Source organism: Mycobacterium sp. AMU20-3851, assembly GCF_043974665.1.
GTDB lineage: Bacteria > Actinomycetota > Actinomycetes > Mycobacteriales > Mycobacteriaceae > Mycobacterium.
This window is the reverse complement of record NZ_CP146371.1, coordinates 2,573,700-2,591,686: the sequence shown is the minus strand read 5'-3', so window position 1 is coordinate 2,591,686 and position 17,987 is coordinate 2,573,700. Positions and strand designations below refer to the sequence as shown.

At 64.6% G+C, this 17,987-nt stretch carries 17 protein-coding genes; 6 read left to right on the top strand and 11 right to left on the bottom strand.

Annotated elements, in window-relative coordinates:
- Positions 1-366: 366 nt before the first annotated feature.
- The 6 genes from V4U86_RS12390 to V4U86_RS12365 all read right to left on the bottom strand — a co-directional run bounded on the left by V4U86_RS12390 (position 367) and on the right by V4U86_RS12365 (position 6,320).
- Positions 367-804, bottom strand: a complete 438-nt coding sequence (locus V4U86_RS12390; RefSeq protein ID WP_395311491.1) for a nitroreductase family deazaflavin-dependent oxidoreductase — start codon at positions 802-804, stop codon at positions 367-369.
- A 30-nt stretch (positions 805-834) separates the two neighbouring features.
- Entirely contained in the window at positions 835-2,262 is a 1,428-nt protein-coding gene (locus V4U86_RS12385) for an NAD-dependent epimerase/dehydratase family protein (protein ID WP_395311490.1), read from the bottom strand.
- A 26-nt stretch (positions 2,263-2,288) separates the two neighbouring features.
- Positions 2,289-2,723: a nuclear transport factor 2 family protein gene (locus V4U86_RS12380; RefSeq protein WP_395311489.1), complete on the bottom strand. Its 435-nt coding sequence runs from the start codon at positions 2,721-2,723 to the stop codon at positions 2,289-2,291.
- A 196-nt stretch (positions 2,724-2,919) separates the two neighbouring features.
- Positions 2,920-4,194 carry an MFS transporter gene (locus V4U86_RS12375; protein WP_395311488.1) on the bottom strand — a complete coding sequence of 425 codons (1,275 nt, stop codon included), beginning with the start codon at positions 4,192-4,194 and terminating at the stop codon, positions 2,920-2,922.
- Entirely contained in the window at positions 4,195-4,908 is a 714-nt protein-coding gene (locus V4U86_RS12370) for an SDR family NAD(P)-dependent oxidoreductase (protein WP_395312022.1), read from the bottom strand.
- Between the two features lie 5 nt (positions 4,909-4,913).
- A complete protein-coding gene (locus V4U86_RS12365; protein WP_395311487.1) occupies positions 4,914-6,320 on the bottom strand; it encodes an alpha/beta hydrolase domain-containing protein in 1,407 nt (468 codons plus the stop codon).
- Between the two features lie 67 nt (positions 6,321-6,387).
- Between V4U86_RS12365 and V4U86_RS12360 the strand changes: the two genes are divergently transcribed.
- Positions 6,388-6,972, top strand: coding sequence for a TetR/AcrR family transcriptional regulator (locus tag V4U86_RS12360; protein WP_395311486.1), 585 nt, complete (start codon positions 6,388-6,390; stop codon positions 6,970-6,972).
- 83 nt (positions 6,973-7,055) lie between these two features.
- On the opposite strand, the gene V4U86_RS12355 is transcribed toward V4U86_RS12360, so the two are convergent.
- From V4U86_RS12355 to V4U86_RS12335, 5 genes are read right to left on the bottom strand one after another with little or no spacing between them, the layout of a single operon-like run.
- Positions 7,056-7,910 (bottom strand): SDR family oxidoreductase, encoded by an 855-nt coding sequence (locus V4U86_RS12355; protein ID WP_395311485.1) that lies wholly within the window; start codon positions 7,908-7,910, stop codon positions 7,056-7,058.
- A gap of 55 nt (positions 7,911-7,965) precedes the next feature.
- Positions 7,966-8,775: an SDR family NAD(P)-dependent oxidoreductase gene (locus tag V4U86_RS12350; protein WP_395311484.1), complete on the bottom strand. Its 810-nt coding sequence runs from the start codon at positions 8,773-8,775 to the stop codon at positions 7,966-7,968.
- A gap of 10 nt (positions 8,776-8,785) precedes the next feature.
- Positions 8,786-9,616 (bottom strand): mycofactocin-coupled SDR family oxidoreductase, encoded by an 831-nt coding sequence (locus tag V4U86_RS12345; protein ID WP_395311483.1) that lies wholly within the window; start codon positions 9,614-9,616, stop codon positions 8,786-8,788.
- A 2-nt stretch (positions 9,617-9,618) separates the two neighbouring features.
- Entirely contained in the window at positions 9,619-10,416 is a 798-nt protein-coding gene (locus V4U86_RS12340) for a mycofactocin-coupled SDR family oxidoreductase (protein WP_395311482.1), read from the bottom strand.
- Positions 10,416-12,086 carry a flavin-containing monooxygenase gene (locus V4U86_RS12335; RefSeq protein WP_395311481.1) on the bottom strand — a complete coding sequence of 557 codons (1,671 nt, stop codon included), beginning with the start codon at positions 12,084-12,086 and terminating at the stop codon, positions 10,416-10,418. Before V4U86_RS12335 ends, V4U86_RS12340 begins: the two co-directional genes overlap by 1 nt.
- A gap of 76 nt (positions 12,087-12,162) precedes the next feature.
- Here V4U86_RS12335 and V4U86_RS12330 point away from each other — a divergent pair, with 76 nt between their 5' ends.
- From V4U86_RS12330 to V4U86_RS12310, 5 genes are all read left to right on the top strand, one after another.
- Positions 12,163-13,224, top strand: a complete 1,062-nt coding sequence (locus tag V4U86_RS12330; protein ID WP_395312021.1) for a 2Fe-2S iron-sulfur cluster-binding protein — start codon at positions 12,163-12,165, stop codon at positions 13,222-13,224.
- Positions 13,225-13,316: 92 nt separating this feature from the next.
- Entirely contained in the window at positions 13,317-14,498 is a 1,182-nt protein-coding gene (locus V4U86_RS12325) for an acyl-CoA dehydrogenase family protein (protein WP_395311480.1), read from the top strand.
- A 13-nt stretch (positions 14,499-14,511) separates the two neighbouring features.
- A complete protein-coding gene (bphC, locus tag V4U86_RS12320; protein WP_395311479.1) occupies positions 14,512-15,420 on the top strand; it encodes a biphenyl-2,3-diol 1,2-dioxygenase in 909 nt (302 codons plus the stop codon).
- A complete protein-coding gene (locus V4U86_RS12315; protein ID WP_395311478.1) occupies positions 15,417-16,877 on the top strand; it encodes an FAD-dependent oxidoreductase in 1,461 nt (486 codons plus the stop codon). The genes bphC and V4U86_RS12315 overlap by 4 nt, the downstream gene beginning before the upstream one ends.
- Before the next feature lie 214 nt (positions 16,878-17,091).
- Positions 17,092-17,973 (top strand): IclR family transcriptional regulator, encoded by an 882-nt coding sequence (locus V4U86_RS12310; RefSeq protein WP_395311477.1) that lies wholly within the window; start codon positions 17,092-17,094, stop codon positions 17,971-17,973.
- Positions 17,974-17,987 lie beyond the last annotated feature (14 nt).

The following is a 17,987-nucleotide window of genomic DNA, read 5'->3' as shown; positions in this document are numbered from 1 at the left end:
ACAAGGGGCTGGGGTGTCCGCAGTCGGCCAAGCACGGCGGTTGATGGAGATGCGATCGTGGGCTGGATCGTGCGGGTGTCCGGTCCCCGAAGTGGATGCGTCTCCGGCAGCAGGTACGAAATGCCCTCGCGGATCTGCTGAGTATCGCCCCAGCACCCGTCATCACCGGACTACGGTCTTGGTTACGTCATGCGCTGGCCGGCTACCACCGAAGCCTGCGTCAACGCCCAGGTCCTGGCAATCGAGTCCATCGGAAAGACATGATCCCGCACTCCGACTGTGCACTGGGTTGGGTGGTTCCGGCAAATAGCCGCGGTAGCCGAATCCGCATGCACCTGGAAGTCGCATGCGGGGATTGTGCTCAGATCACTCGGCGGGACTCAACACAAAGACCGGAATCGAGCGATCAGTTTTGAGCTGGTAGTCGGCGTAGTCCGGATAGGCCTCGACGGCGCGTTGCCACCACAGGGCTTTCTCATCGCCGTCGATCTCACGCGCCTCGTATTCCCTGACGGTCTCACCGTCCTGCAGCGCAACTCGTGGGTGGGCTTTCACATTTTGAAACCACACCGGGTGCTTGGGCGCTCCGCCCACCGACGCAACGATCGCATACTGGCCGTCATGCTCGACGCGCATGAGCGGGGTCTTGCGCAGTTTGCCGGTCTTGGCACCAACGGTGGTCAGCAGAACGATCGGACGACCATCCATCTCGATGCCTGCAGTGGTGCCCGACTCGATGACCTTCTCGGTGTGGTTACGCACCCAGCCCCAGGGGCTGGGTTCATAGTCTCCGGAGAACTCCAATTCAGTGCCCTTCCATCCGCTTGTTCTGAACTACTTGGACTGTGTCGCGAATTGAGCCAGAAATTGGTTGCGCTCTGATTGTCGGGCGTACCCGGCGGTATCACGGACACATTCCGGACACCAGTGCCCGCAGCGCAGCACCAGACGGGGGCTCGCCTCGAACTCGTGGCCATCCGCACACTTCCACGTCAGGGGCGTGGCAATGGCGCCGGTTGTGACGTCCTCGGAAAGCAGTTGGCCGCCACGGAAATCTGCAGCGTCGGCATAGTCGGCGCGGTTCCAGGTAGCCGAATCCTTGGTTTCGTCGTAACCGTGCTCCAGCAGGGACGGCACGGGGTCGGGATGTGGCGGCCAGAACGTGTCCCACCCGCCGATCTGTTCCCATTTACGACGAGATCCGAAGTAGGCGTTGATCTTTTCGACGTCGTTGTCGCGAATGTACGCCATCGTCCCACGCGGCTTGAGGGTCAGCGGCTTCATGAACAGGTTCTTGACCACCCAGGCCGGCATCCTGCCTGCCATCTTCAGCGACGGGTTGGCTGCCACGGCCCGCGTCAACGCAGCGTCGAAGGAATCGCCGCGGAACGGAACGAGCTTTTCCAGATCGTCGGAATCGGTATACCACTGACCGTGGAAATTCCTGGTGGCGAACCAGTTACGTTCGTACCATTTCCGTACGTCGCTTACTCCGAAGGCGGCTGTCATGCGTGTCTGCAGCTCCCAGTTCGTCAGGCGCCATGCCTCACCACCGCCGATGTTGTAGGCGTCGCACCAGAATTCCGATGGCATCTGGTCCTCGCAGATATTGGCGATCAGTCGCGCCGAATCATCGGCCGAAGCCCACTCCATGACTCCCTCGAATGGAGAGTGGGTCATGATCGGATCACGAATCTCCAACATGCCCGGGTGGAAGATTCCGGTCTGGCGCAGCGAGACCCATTTGGGTAAACCCGATTCGACCAAGGTCTTCTCAGCAACGATCTTGCTCTGGGCGTAACCGTCGAAATGAGCCGGGCGCATGGGGTCACCGATACGGCCCCAGTGGTGCGGTGGGTTGCGATCCCCGAACTGCGCGATGGTGCCGATACCAATGACTCCGATGGCTGACGGGTCGGGCTGTGCCTGAACGGCTCGCACGATGTTGCGCATGCTGCCCGCATTGACTCGGAGTGCCAGCTCGGGGTTGTCGTCCCCGACGGGTGAGACGATGCCGCCCAGATGGGCAACGTAGTCTGCTCCAGCCACGCATTCCGCGACCGCATCGTAGTCGGTGAGATCACCGAAGCGAACCTGCAGATTCGACATGTCTTCGTACTGCCGGATCGCAGCGGTGTCGTTGGGCGTCGGTAGGACCAAGGCGATGACCTCGAACCGGTCTGCACGGGTGCGGAACTCGTCCAGTACGAACCGTCCCCAGTTACCTGCGGCACCGGTCAGAAATACCCTCTTACGCGCCATGTTCATCCCTTCGATTACTGCTGCGATCAGCCGGCAAAAACGTCGAGTGTGCCGACGGTGCCCCGGTTGTCCTTGATCCGTTCGACCAGTACCCACCGTCCGTCCCGGCGCTCCCACCGATCCTGGTAGTCACCCAGGGTGTAGAACGTGAGGTCGGGATCGTTGCGCGACAGGTGCAGGTCCTGCACGTAGGCCCTACTGACCGCCCGGTCGCCGTCGACGTCGACGAGCACATTGCCGAGTAGGTGCTGGGTGACACCGCAGTTGTCGAGGAATCCGCGGATGAGCCCGATGATGGCCTCGCTGCCCTGCACCGCTCCGGTCCCGAAGTCGCCGGCCGCGTCGGCTGCCAGAATCTGTGCCATACCGTCCCAGTCACGATTGTCCATGGCGCGCGCAAACAGGATCAGCGCGCGCTCAATGTTTCTCTCGTCTACCAGATTTGCGATGTCTGTTGCCATTCCCTGCTCCATTCATTGAACGGTCCTGGTGCCTGAACACCGGGGACCAAATCGATCTTGCCGAAGGTGGTGTCGTGTCCCGGGCCGGTTGCCCGTTGGCCGGGACACTGCCTCGATTTCAGCTCTCGCGTCGAGTGCGTCGTGCTCGTTCGATGTCGCTGAAGATGCCAAACAGTCCTGAGGCCGTTCCAGACGATCAGCAGCTGCCGTTGATTCGTCGAACAAGCAGCCCGCCCACGATCGCCAGCGCGGCCCCAGCCAGGTACAGCACCGGGTACCCGCCCAGCGGCGTCAGTCCGCCCACGGCCACCACCATCGGTGCCAACATCGGCCCGACCGATCGCGGAATCGAATCTGCCAAGCCGGAGAGCGCCATGTACTTACCGGATTCGGTTCCCTCCCCGGGTAAGACATCGATGACCAGAGCGCCGTCGACGGGCATGAGGATTCCGGTCGCCAGGCCGGTGACCGCCATGCCGAGGAAGTACACACCGACGCCGGGCGCCAGCGAAATGATCACCGCCCCCGCCGCGACGACGAGCGAACTGTAGAACACCAGCTTCTTGCGAATGCCGAATCGGTCACTTGCCCACGAACCGATCAATGCGCCGATCACCGCGGTGGCAAGTCCGACCAGGCCGGTGGCCGTGACGAATCCGGGGAGTTCATGGTCGCCAACACCGAGTTGATCGGTCAGAAAGTAGATGCCATAGGTCGTGGTGAACGCGCCAGCCATCGTCATCAGGAATTTGGCGCTCCACGCCCAACTGAAATCCGGCACTGCCCACGGCCGGATACGGACCTGTTCGCCGAGTCCGGCCCACAGCGGACCACCCGTGGCTACGTCGGCTGCACTCTGACGCCGGTCGCGCAGCAGTGCTATCAAGACAACCGAACACGCGAAGCCGGCCACACCGGGCAGTGCGAACATCAGGAGTTGGTGATTCATCAACGACGGCAGCACGATCGCGGACAAGGCACCGGCAAGGATTGTCATCGCGGCGATCCCGCCAAGTATGCGGGCGCGGACGGGGTGCGGTACCTGGTCCGGTACCACGGCCGCGAACCCACCGACGAAAATGCCGGTTCCTACTGCGTGCAGCACATTACCGAGTTGCAATGCCGCCAGACCTGATGACGAGCCCATCACGAACATCGACACGCAGGCAAGTGCGGAGCCGATCAGAATGAATGGGCGCCGCATACCGAACGAACAGGTACAACGATCGCTGAGCATTCCGCACAACGGGGCCACGACCATCAATACGAGCGCGTGTACACCCGTGAGCATGCCCAGTGACCATTCCTTCGACGAAGGAGATAATTCCGCGGCAGCCATCGGGAAAGCGACCAGTACAAGCGAAACCGTGTTGATCGCCGTACCGAACTGCCCAGCCAGAATGCCGAGGATCAATTGTCGATCGAGCCGCCCCGGTGCAGGCGCTGCGACTGTGGCGTCAGAATCGAGCATCTACCAAAGAGTTCCGCGGTCGACTGTCAGCGTGGCGCCGGTGATCGACCTGGCCGCGTCGGAAGCGAGATAGGCCAGCGCATCAGCAATGTCTTTCGGTTCGATGACTCCCGGTAGCACCGGGTTGAGTCGGGTGAAGACCATCGGGTCCACACCGGGTGGGACCATCCGCTCAGCGCCGGCCATATCTGGCAGCTGACCAACTCCGCCAGGGCAGACACTGTTGACCCGAATGTGATCGGGCGCCAGTTCGACTGCCAGCGACTTCATCAACTGCAGCAGCGCCGCCTTCGATGCGCAGTAGGCCGACATGTAGGGCTGCCCTTGTAGCCCGGAGATGGAGGCAACGCTCACGACATTGCCCTTGCTCTGCCGCAGATGTGGCAGAGCGGCTTGGGTGATCAGCATCGGGCCGGTGACATTGACACCGAGGATCCCGTCCCAAGTCTCCAGCGACATGTCACCGAATGCGGCCATGCCGCCGACGCCGGCGACATTCACAACGACGTCGAGACCTCCAAGTCTGGCAACGGCCTCGTTGACCGCCGCGCGAACGGAATCTGCGTCGCTGACATCGCAGGTGAGCAGGTCGTCGGCGGCCGTGATGTCGACGCCGACAACCTGAGCGCCTTCGGCCTCGAACAGCGACTTCGTGGCCGCCCCGATGCCTGAGGCGGCTCCTGTGATGAACGTGCGCTTTCCTTGCAACCTCATGTTCGTCACCAAGTGACCTTTCCGGCGGCCTCAACCGCCTGTTCGACGTCATCAATCAATAAAGTGCCCAGGGCCAAAGCGTCGTGCGCGGCGGCGGCGAACCGGCGGTGATACTCGGCCGGCGTACCGTAGATTTCGATGAGCTGCCGGGTGGTGAACGGATACGTACGGCCAGAACCGCCCAGACCGTCGCCGCGCCAGTCGTAGCGTGCGATCGGCGCATCAACCCACGGGGTACGCAGGCCACCCGACGCATTGCCGTAAATGTCGGCCACTTCGCTCCCCTGCGGCGGACGGCCATCGCGGAGCAGTCGGGCGGTTCGTGCTGCAGACACCCCCTCGGCCGCCCAGCGGTGGACAGCTACGATTGCCGCACCCGAAACATACTGCACAGGAAAGGTATTCGCGGAATCAAGCGCGTCGACGCCGGATTCGATTCCGAGGTCGCGCCGGGTAGCTTCGGCAACCCGCGCCATGTATGGGCCTGTTGTATGTGAACTGCCAGCGGGCTCCCAGAAGCGCAGCAGGTCAGCATCGGGTTGTGGCACGTCTTGAACGGCGGCCGTCATGGTGTTCAGCACAATGGTCGGTACATCAACATCGGTGCGGAGCCAGGCTCCCTCGGGCCCAGCAATGCCCGCCGAAAGGCACACGCCGGACTCGTTCAAGTCCTGTAGATAGAAGCCGTCGAACACTCCGTGCAGCGGGTGTACTGCATTGATGTAGTACTGGAGGCGCTGCGCGGCGATCGTGTTGCCGACGGCCACCACTCGCTGCACATGCAGGTCCGGCAGCGGGTCGACGGAGCAGCGGCCATGATCTGGGCCCACCGCTACCCCAATCTGGGAAAGTACGTCATAACAGAGATCCGAATGCGGGAAACGAAGGTCCCTGTAACGGGCCGAATCCCACTGCACCAGCGAGGGTCCGGCAGGGACCGTAAGCTCACCGAGAGTGATCTCATGTTGGCAGTTGGTGTCGATGCCTTCGTGATGCAGCGAAGCACCGACCCAGGCGAATCCCTCTCGAAGCAGAGTCTCAGCGTTCCAACGGAAGTTGGTGTCACGCTCGGCGTTGAAGTACTCCTGCATGAATTCGACGATGACAGTTCCGTTGAACCGCTTCGCCGGAGGACGCCGCACAAGGATCCGAGTTGTGTAGTTCGCCGAATCGCCGGCCACAGCACTCCACCGGCCATCACGACCGAGCGCGGTTCCCGGCCGGGGATTGAACGCTGCCGCACTTCCCGATACGAAGTATTCCTGCTCGACATATCCAAAAGGACGCAGGTCTACGACGGACGAGGCGTAAGGCCTGCCGATGTGACCGCCGATGACCGGACCGTGGATGACGGGCCTTCGCACAATGGCAGGCTCTGCTGACGCCACCTGAAAATCGACGCGCTCATCCATGGGGCCCCTTCAAGCAGCTTCGGAATGTAGCCACTTGGCTACATTGGTCACACGCTAATGTAGCCGAATGGCCACAAAACGTCCAGCCGCCCGGCCCTCCTCCGGTAGAGCCGCCAGCGCCACCGTGATACCCGCGGTCCTCGACGCCGCCGCACAGCTGTTTGCCGAAAAGGGCCCGGCGGGAACATCTTTGCGCGATGTCGCGGCACGCGCAGATGTCACATACGGCCTGGTGTTCCGACATTTCGGGACGAAGGAGAAACTGGTCTCCGCGGTGCTCGATCACCTCGGCGCAGTGGTAGTCGACCTCATCGAGAAAGACCCCGGTGGCGCCGACTTCAACGCGGCAGTCGACCTGCACTCGACGGTGATGGCCCGAGCCACACTCGACGGGTACCCTGCCGACCGCTTGCAGACCCGGTTCCCTGGCACAGAAATTCTCATCCAGGAACTCGCGCCTCGCTTCAACACAGACTTCGAGGCGCGCGTGGCAGCGGCCAACGCCATTGCACTACAGGTCAGCTGGCGCCTCTTCCAGCCTTATCTACGCGCAGCCACAGGTCTGGCCGACGCGCCGGAGCACGAAATTGACGAAGCAGTCAATCGCATACTCACCTCAATCGTGCGGGGGGAATCATCCACGACGACTTAGCCGAGGACTCGATCACGAGCGACCTCCACGCGATAGATCGTCGCCTCCGGTTGAGCGCACCGTTGTGGGCTTCCTGAGGCGACTCAGCGACTGATGCGTGAACCGCCCCTCACGAAACGCATCAGGTAGCGAGGAAGACCCGTGGCCGGGACCGACTTCGGCCAGGAATCGACCCGGAAGTAGGCATCTGATCCGCCGTCAACGAATATCACACTGCCGCAGAGGAAGTCGGCGGCATCGGAAAGCATGAAAACCATCCACTCACCGAGGTGGTCCGGACTCCCGTAACCACCGATCGGAACGGGAAATGCTTTGACGGCTTTGGCCTCTGTGGGGTCGGCGAGCTGCTCGGCGAGCAGCGGTGTCATCACTGCGCCCGGAGCGAGCACGTTGAGGCGGATGCCGGCGCCGGCCCACTGCGGGGAGACCGCACTGCGACGCACCCAGCGTGATACCGCAATCTTCGACGTACCGTAAACCATCGCAGCAGAACGCTTCCCGAAGATGCGCAGTGGACGAAGCCCCTTGTCCAGGTCACCGGCCAGAAATGCCCGGACGGAGCGCCGGGGCACCAGCGGTGTGGTGGTGGTCGAATTACTACCGACCACCACGACCTTCGCACGCTCAGCACGAGCCAGGGCAGGCTGCAACCCGGTCAACAGTTCGACCACGCCGAGGTAGTTGACCTCGGCAATCTTGCGGTCTCGCCCCGGCATCGGGCCCAGGCCCGCGGCCAACACCGCACCGTCCAGCACTCCGCCACAAGCCGCCAGAACCGCGTTCACCGCCGCCCCGCGGCCCGCCGCGGTGGACAGGTCGGCCACCACGTCACCCACCTTGATGTCGACGCCGATAACGGTGTGCCCGTCACTGCGCAACCGTTGCGCGGCAGCGTGTCCCATTCCGGTTGCACACCCGGTTACCACGTATGTACCCACAGGTTCTCCTCAGCTTTTGGCGTCTTGGTTCGATTTCTCTTCGGCTGATAGCCGACTAGCCGCCGGCAGGCGAGCCGTGCCCGGCTGTCAGCGCTCGAATGGTTTCGTGGGCGTTGAGCACCACCGCGGCACGGTCCGGTGCACTGTTCGCCGCAGCGGCCGCGTCATTGCCTCCTGCGACGCGGATCGGACCATCGGCGAGGTGTGCCAGGCCTTCGGCTGCGACATCCGCCGGTTCACTGACCGTCAGTCCCGGGGTATCGAACCTCATGCCCATTCGGTGCATCGCCGGGGTCCGGGTCAGCCCGAGAACGAGCTCCAGCACATCGACACCCTGTTCGCGGAGTTCTACCCAGAGACATTCGGCGAAGGTCCGAGTGAAGGCCTTTGCTCCCCCGTATGCCGCGTGGCCCCAGGCACCCATGTATCCGGCGAGGGATCCCACCAACAGGATCCCGCCGCGCTGCCGGGCGACCATCGGTCGGCCGAACATTTGGACGACCTCCAGCATCTTCGTGACACTTAGATCGATCACCCTGTGGACATCGTCCAAGGAGGCCTCCAGGAACGGCGCATTGCAGGTGTTCGCTCCGGCGTTGTATATCAACAGACCGACTTCCAGATCGGCGGTCGCCGTTCTGATGAGCGCAGCGGTGCCTGGGTCGAGTAGATCCGCCGCAAGGGTCCGCACCTGCACGCCGGCCGCGCGGCAGCTCTGTGCGGTTTCCTCCAGCGGTCCGGGCTTGCGCGCGATCAAGACCAGATTGAAACCGTCGGCGGCCAGCAGTCTGGCGAACTCCGCTCCGACTCCCTCGGATCCACCGGCGATGACCGCCCATGGTCCGTACTTGGCCAGATCCGTCATCAATGAACTCCTAACGTTGGGTGCTGCCCGCATCGACGGGCAGGGTCGTGGCGGTGATGTAGCGCGCCTCGTCGGATGCCAGGAACAGGCACGCATTCGCGACATCGACCGGATCGACCCACGGGATATCGAGCATGTTCATCGACCTGGCGGCGTCGGCGAACTGCTGACGGGTCGGGGGATCTGCCAGGTCCGGCCGAAACACCCGACGCACCGCATCGTTCTGGATCAGAGGGGTATCTACGTTGGTCGGATGCACTGTGTTGACCCGGATACGGTGGGGGGCAAGCTCATTGGCCAGGCTGCGCATGAGCCCCACCACACCGTGCTTTGCTGCCGTGTAGTGGGCGACGCCGACCAGTCCGCGCAACCCCGCGATCGAGCTGACCAGCACCACCGAGCCACCACGCCGCTCGATCAGGTAGGGCACACTCACCTTACAGGTGTGGAATACCCCCGTGAGATTCACGTCGAGCATCGTCTGCCAGGTCTGCTCGGCCAGTTCGTCGGCCATTCCACGCGACGTGATTCCCGCTGTGGCGCATACGATATCGAGACCATCCATCATCATGACCGCGTCATCGACCGCCGCACCGAGTGCCTCGACATCCCGAACATCGGCGATCGCGGTGGTGATGCGCGATCCGGCCGCACGCACCTGTCGGACCGTCTCGGCGAGATCGTCCGGAGTTGCCGGAGGCACGATCACCGTGTCCATCCCCGCGCACACGTCGATCCCGATCACGTCGGCGCCCTCCTGGGCGAACCGCACCGCCTGCGCTCGACCTATGCCCCGTGCGGCACCGGTGATCAATGCGACCTTGCCGCTGAGTCTTCCCACCGCTAGGTCTTCTGGGTCAATCCGGCATCGACGACGAGCTGGGTACCGGTGATGTAGCGTGCATCGTCGGAGGACAGGAAGCACACCGCGTTGGCCACGTCGACCGGATCCACCCACGGGACGGGCAATAGATTGCGGGCAGTCAGGACCCGCGCCGCATCGGCCTCGGTGGGGTTCTCGATGCCCGGGCACAGCCGACGATAGGTCGCCTCATTACGGACCATCGGGGTGCCGACGGCACCAGGGTGCACCACATTGACCCGTATGTTGCGCCCACCAAGTTCGTTGGCCAGGCTGCGGGCCAGTCCGACGATCGCGTGCTTGCTGGCTGTGTAGTGCGCGGTGTTGGCGGTTCCTCGAACACCGTTCGTGGAACCGATGATCACGATCGACCCACCCCTCGGGCCGAGGTGACCGACGGTGGCCTTGACGGTGTGCCAGGCACCGGTGACATTGACGTCCAGGGTGTCTGCCCACGCCTGGGCGCTCAGTTCCCAGGTGGGTGCGCCGGCGATGTGTACTCCCGCGTTGGCCACCACGATGTCCAGTCCGCCCAGTTCGACAACTCCGGCCGCCACCACCGCCTGCAGCGCGTCGAGGTCGCGGACGTCGGCAGCTCCGCTGAAGCACCGCCTCCCCCGGCTGTTCACTGCGTCGGCGGTGGCGGCCAACTCGCTCGGGTCACCGGTATCCACGGCGATCACGTCGGCCCCGGCATCGGCGAGGCGTTCACAGTGCACCCGGCCGGTGCCGCGGGCCGCACCCGTGATGACCGCGACCTTGCCGGCCAGGTCCGGCATCACGAACCCTTGTGCAGACTGAATCCCTTATAGCCGGCGCTCGCCACATCGGCGCAGATTCCCAGGTAGGTGGCGAACCCGCCGATGAAGAGCATGAACACCCGCGGTTTGCCGGGCACATTGGCGCCCATATACCAGGAGTTGGCCTTGGGGAACAGCGTCGCGTCGGCGCGCTTGTTGCATTCGGCGACCCAGTCGTCGACCGCGTCGGTGGTCGCCTCGATGGCGTGCGCATCGTGCTCGTCGAGGTAGTCGATGGCGTCGGCGATCCAGTTGATGTGCGCTTCGGCGTGCAGCACCATGTTGGCCAGCACCGCCGGCGCCCCCGGCCCGGAAACCAGGAACAGGTTCGGGAACCCGTCCACACCCAGGCCCAAATACGTACGCGGGCCGTCGGCCCAGTCCTCGACGAGCTTCTCACCATTACGACCGACTATGTCGATCTTGGCCAGCGTGCCGGTCATGGCGTCGAAACCCGTCGCCAGCACGATCGCGTCGACGTCGAAATGACCGCCGGTGGTGTTGATACCTGTGCCGTCGACCGATTCGATCGGCGTCTTGCGGACGCTGACCAGTTCGACGTTGGGCCGGTTGAAGGTCTGGAAGTAGTTGGTGTCCGTGCAGATGCGCTTCGTGCCGATCGGATGATCGTTCGGGATCAGCAGCTCTGCGACCTCCGGGTCGTCGATGACCGCGCGGATCTTTTCCTCGTAGAACTTTCGCGCCTCTTCGTTGGCCTCCATGTCGATCATCTGATCGGCGAACGTCTTCGAAAACAGCACACCGCCCAGCTGCCAACGCTTCTCGAACGCATCCCGACGCTCGTCGGGGCTGGCCTCCATGGTCATCTTCGGATGCGCGACGTGCGGGGAGCCGCCACCACTGCGCCACGACATCCGCCGGCGCTCGCCATAGGTGGCTTTGGCCTCGGTGATCTCGTCGGCGCTGAGCGGACGGTTGCCCGCGGGCACACTGTAGTTCGGGGTGCGCTGGAAGACGTAGAGCTGCGACGCCTGCTCCGCTATGATCGGGATCGACTGGATGCCCGAGGAGCCCGTGCCGATCACGGCGACCCGCTTGCCGGTGAAGTCGACACCCTCATGCGGCCAGTGCGCCGTGTGGTAGACCTCACCACCGAAACCGTCCAGCCCCTTGATGTTCGGCTTCAGCGGTGAGGACAGCGGGCCGGTGGCCATCACCACGAAGCGAGCCGTAACGATCTCACCGGTATCGGTGGTCACCGTCCAATGCAGCGCGTCCTCGTCGAGCACGGCCGAGACGACTCGGGTGTTGAACGTGATTCCTGACCGCAGGTCGAGCTTGTCGGCGACCCACTTGATGTAGTCGAGGATCTCGCTCTGGGTGGCATACTTCTCCGTCCAGGTCCACTCCTGCTGCATTTCGTCGGAGAACGAGTAGCAGTAGTCCAGGCTTTCTACATCGCATCGCGCACCCGGATACCTGTTGAAGTACCAGGTACCGCCGACCTCGGGCGCTGCCTCGAACACGCGCACAGACCGGTTCTGTTGCCGGAATTTGTGCAGGGCGTAGAGGCCGCCGAATCCGGCGCCAACCACAACAACGTCGACATGGTCTGCAGTCGCACTCACAACGTGAACGCTAGGACCTGCACGACCACCGGGCCCGATCGTCTCCCGGTCAACGGTCATCGGAATCGACAGACTTTCGTCCCGTCCACTGGTAGCGCCGCCACAGCAGAGTCCCGGTATGAGTGAGACTGCAGACATGAGCGACGTCGATACCGGCAGCCGCCCCCCGGCCGCCCCGCGTGCAGTGCCCCTCACCGTCACCGAAGTGATCGAGGAGAGCCGCGATGCCAAATCCTTGGTCTTCGCTGTACCGGGCGAACACCAGCAGCGGTTCGCGTACCGCCCCGGCCAGTTCCTGACGTTGCGGATCCCCAGCGATCAGACCGGTTCGGTGGCACGGTGTTACTCGTTGGCCAGTTCGCCGCACACCAACGACGCACCGAAGGTGACCGTCAAACGCACCGACGGTGGGTACGGCTCGAACTGGTTGTGCGACAACGTGTCCGTCGGCGACACCATCGAGTCGCTGCCGCCGTCGGGCATCTTCAGCCCGCGCGACCTCGACGGTGACTTCCTGCTGTGGGCCGCGGGTAGCGGCATCACGCCGGTGATGTCCATCCTCAAGTCGGTGCTGGTCGCCGGTACCGGTCGGGTCGTGCTCTGCTACGCGAACCGCGACGAGGCCTCGGTGATTTTCGCCGCCGAGCTGCGTGAGCTCGCGGCGCGGTACGCCGGCCGGCTCACCGTGCTGCATTGGTTGGAGTCGATCCAGGGCCTGCCCACGCTCGCGCAGCTGGGCAACTTCGCCCGGCTCTACTCGGGATACCAGTCGTTCATCTGCGGGCCCGCGCCATTCATGTCGGTGGTCAAGGAATCGCTCACCGAGGCCGGGATCCCGCGCGACCACATCCATTTGGAGGTGTTCCAGTCGCTGGACGGCGATCCGTTCGCCGAGGTGGTGGTCGAGGACCTGCCGGCCGACGGGCAGGGGGCCGACGCCGAGATCTCCATCGACGGTGCGGTACACCGCCTGAAGTGGCCGGTGGGACGCAACCTCGTCGACACCATGATGGCCGCCGGCATCGAGGTGCCCTACTCCTGCCGGGAAGGCAACTGCGGGTCCTGCGCGGCCACCGTCGTCGAAGGCCAGGTCGACCTCGGAAATGCCGCAATCCTGGAGGAAGAGGACATCGCCGACGGGCTGTTCCTGGCCTGCCAGGCCTGCCCGCTGTCGGACACCGTCAAGGTCGAGTTCTAGAGCCGCTGCCACCGTAAACGTGTCCCCAATTCACGTCCGCTGACCGGGACGCCACCCACAGGCCGGGCGCGGAAACAGACACCATCACAGACATGACACAACGGGTGATCGACAGCCTTGCCGACGTCGCAGACCAACTGCGTGGACAGGCTGAGGAGGCGGAGAAGATCGGCAAGTTGACCGATGACACGGTCAAGACGATGAAGCAGCTCGGCAATATCCGTCTGCTGCAACCGAAGAAGCACGGCGGGATGGAGGTTCATCCGCGCGAGTTCGCCGAGACGGTGATGGCCACCGCCGCGCTCGATCCTGCTGCCGGGTGGATCAATGGCGTGGTCGGTGTGCACCCGTACCAGCTGGCGTACGCCGATCCCCGGGTCGGCGCCGAGATTTGGGCCGAGGATGTCGACACCTGGGTGGCCTCGCCCTACGCCCCGCAGGGTGTCGCCACACCGGTGGACGGTGGGTACATCTTCAACGGCCGTTGGCAGTTCAGCTCCGGCACCGACCACTGCGACTGGATTTTCCTCGGCGCGATGATCGGCGACGCCGAGGGCAAGCCGCTGATGCCCCCGCAGATGCTGCACATGATCCTGCCGCGCAAGGACTACGAGATCGTCGAGGATTCCTGGGACGTCGTCGGTTTGCGTGGCACCGGGTCCAAGGACGTCATCGTCAAGGACGCGTTCGTGCCGTCCTACCGGACCATGGACGCCATGAAGGTGATGGACGGCACCGCTCAGCGCGAGGCCGGTATGACCGACACCCTCTACCTGATGCCATGGTCGACGATGTTCCCGTTGGGTATCTCCTCGGCCACCATCGGTATCGCCGAGGGTGCCCTGGCCGCCGCGCTGGATTACCAACGCCAGCGGGTCAATTCCAGTGGTGTCGCCATCAAGGACGACCCCTACGTGATGTACGCGATCGGTGAGGCGGCGGCCGACATCAACGCCGCCCGCCAGGAACTGCTGGCCAATGTCGACCGGATCTACGACATGGTCGACGCCGGCAAGGAGGTGTCATTCGAGGACCGGGCGGCCGGTCGGCGTACCCAGGTCCGCGCCGTGTGGCGTGCGGTGTCCGCCGTGGATGAGATCTTCGCCCGCTGCGGTGGCAACGGCACCCGGATGGACAAGCCGCTGCAGCGGTACTGGCGTGACGTCCACGTCGGACAGGCGCACGCCATTCACGTCCCCAGCACCGTCTACCACGCATCCGCACTCAGTTCGCTCGGGGTAGATCCGCAGGGCCCGCTGCGGGCGATGATCTAGGAAAGGTCGACACATGGGTTTGATCAAGAGCCTCGGCTATGTCACCGTGCAGGCCACGGACATGCCGCGCTGGCGCCAATTCGCCTTCGACGTGCTGGGTTTCGCCACCGGCAGCGGGCCCGATCCGGATTCGCTCTATCTGCGGATGGACGAGCGGGCCGCGCGCATCATCGTCTCCCCCGGTGACACCGACAAGATCGTCACCGTCGGCTGGGAGGTGCGTGACGCCGCGGACCTCAACGAGGTCAAACGCAAGCTGGAAACCGCGGGCACCCCATACAAGGAACTGTCGCTGGCCGAGGCCGACAGTCGCCGGGTCGAAGAGGTCATCGCCTTCGAGGATCCGGCGGGGACGTCGCTGGAGGTCTTTCACGGCGCGGTCCTCGACCACAGCCCCATCGTCACGCCGTTCGGTGCCCGGTTCGTGACCGGTGAGCAGGGCCTGGGCCACGTGGTGCTGCCTGCGCTGGATGTGCCGGGGATGTTCGACTTCTATACCGAAACCATGGGATTCAAGTCCCGTGGCGCATTCCGGGTGCCGGTGCCACCGGAGTTCGGTCCGGTGCGGGTTCGCTTCCTCGGCGTCAACCAGCGCCATCACAGCCTGGCGCTGTGCCCCGCCGCGACGTTGCGCGATCCGGGACTGATCCATCTGATGGTCGAGGTCGACACGCTCGACGCGGTCGGTCAGGCGCTGGACCGCATCAACAAGGACGGCTTCCAGCTGTCCTCGACGTTGGGCAGGCACACCAACGACAAGATGGTGTCCTTTTACGTCCGGGCCCCCGGCGACTGGGACATCGAATTCGGCACCGAGGGCATGCGGGTCGACGAGAACTACTACACCGCTGAAGAAATCACCGCCGACAGCTACTGGGGCCACCAGTGGGTCGACGACCTGCCCGCCGCGATGCGCCCATGACGAGCGATATCGTCCCGATCGCCGAAGCCGAGATCGCCCGCTGGGACCACGAGGCCGACGTCGTCATCGCCGGCTACGGCGTGGCGGGGGCCTCGGCGGCCGTGGAAGCCGCGCGCGCCGGTGCCGATGTGCTCGTGCTGGAGCGCACCGGTTCGTGGGGCGGCGCGGCGTCGATGGCCGGTGGGTTCATCTACCTCGGCGGTGGCACCTCGGTTCAGAAGGCATGCGGTTTCGAGGATTCGGTCGACAACATGGCCGCGTTCCTGAAGGTGGCCATGGGGCCGGGCGCCGACGAGAAACGCATCGACGACTACTGCGCGGGCAGCGTCGCGCACTTCGATTGGCTCGTCGGCTGCGGGGTGACGTTCAAGGAAGAGTTCTTCGGCGAGCCCGGCTGGGAGCCGATGGGTGACCAGGGGTTGATGTACTCCGGCGGCGAGAACTCGTTCCCGTTCAACACCGTCGCCACCCCCGCCCCACGCGGTCACGTTCCGCAGATGTCGAACAAGAAGCAGGGTGAGGCCTCCGCCGGCTACATGCTGATGAAGCCCCTGGTCGAGACGGCGACCGCGGCCGGCGCCCGCGCGCTGTATGACGTTCGGGCGCAACGGCTCATCGTGTCGGACGACGGTCGCGTCGTCGGTGTCGTCGCGCGCCGGTACGGCGGCGAGGTCACGATCCGGGCCCGGCGCGGGGTGGTGCTGGCCACCGGCAGCTTCGCCTACAACGAAGCGATGGTGGCGCAGTACGCGCCGCGGATCGCCGGCCGACCGGCCGCCTCGATCGAGCAGCACGACGGGCGTGCCATCCAGATGGCCCAGGCGCTCGGCGCCGACCTGGCCCACATGGACGCCACCGAGGTCGCGATCTTCGCCGACCCGCAGCAGTTGGTGCGCGGCATCCTGGTCAACGCCAGGGGTCAGCGCTATGTCACCGAGGACACCTACCCCGGCCGCATCGGCCAGCTGACGCTGTACCACCAGGACAACACGGCGTACCTGATCATCGACGGTGACGCCCAGGACGAGGCGATGGCCTCGCTGTCACCGCAGTTGATGATGCGGCCGCCGACCTGGGTCGCCGAGACCGTCGCCGAGCTCGAAACGGAGATCGGGTTGGCTCCGGGGTCGCTGCAAGCCACCGTCGCGGCCTATAACGAGGGCGCGGCGCGCGGCGAGGATCCGCTGCTGCACAAGAAGCCCCAGTGGCTCAAGCCGATCGGTTCCCCGGTCGGGGCCATCGATCTGCGGGAGAGTACGGGCGGTTTCACGCTGGGTGGTCTGGCCACCACCCTGGATGCCGAGGTGCTGCACGTCAGCGGCGAACCTATTCCTGGCCTGTTCGCCGCGGGACGCTCGGCCGCCGGCCTCGCCGCCTGGGGTTATGCCAGTGGCGTATCGCTGGGGGACGGGAGCTTCTACGGACGACGCGCCGGTCGCGGCGCGGCCTCGGCCTGACGACGGGCGACACGCCGAGGCAATCAATCTGTACCCACCTGGGCTCATAAAATGCCAGGTCAAGCCGGGTTGTGCGATAGCACACCCGGCTTTGGCGTTGTTGGCCACCTGAGAATCGGCGGATCTATGTGACAGCAGCCACAGCGGTGTGATACCTCTATATGAGCATTAGGCATATGCCTATTAGAAATATGACCAGCCCCGGAGGACCACGATGACCGTGACCATCGAAAGCCCGCTCGCACCCGCCCCCAAGGCCGCCGCGGAGACCCCGAGCGCCGTCATCGACCGGGTCTCTCTCGTGCTGGACGCGTTCGACGGTCCGGGACGGCTGACTCTGGCCCAGATCGTGCGACGCACCGGGCTGCCGCGCTCGTCCGCGCACCGGATGCTTGAGCGGCTGGTGCAGCTGCGCTGGCTACGCCGCTCCGGCCGTGACTACGAGCTGGGGATGCGGCTGGTCGAGCTCGGCTCGCTGGCCGTCCATCAGGACCGGCTGCACAAGGCCGCCATTCCGATGCTGCACGAACTGCACGCCGCCACCGGCCTGGTGGTCCACCTGGCCGTGTTGGAGGGTTCGGATGTGGTGTACATGGAAAAAGTCGGCAACCGCATGACCGCCGCCATCCCGACTCGGGTCGGCGGACGCCAGCCCGCGCATTGCGCCGCCGTCGGCAAGGCGATGCTGGCCTTCGCCGGGGAGCCGGACCTCGACACCGCGGCCGCCGCCACCCTCCCCCGACGGACCAAGTACTCGATCTCCACGCCTGCACAGTTGCGCGCCGAACTGGCCAAGGTGCGCTCACACGGTGTCGCCTTCGATCGCGAGGAGTCGGTGCCGGGATTCGGCTGTGTAGCAGCCCCTATCGGCGACCCGGGCGAGGCTGTCGCCGCGGTATCGGTTTGTGGGCCCATGAGTCAGATGAAGTTCGACCAGCACCTCGTGGCACCGGTGCGGATGGCGGCCATGGGTATCTGGCGCGCCGTCGAGGGTGGCCAGAGGCGGGTGGCCCCGACCCTGCAGCAGATGCGTCCCTTGCGCGGCGGCCCGATCAACCACCCGGCGGCGCGCAACTCCAGCCTGCGGCCGGTATGAGCGACGCTTGCGGA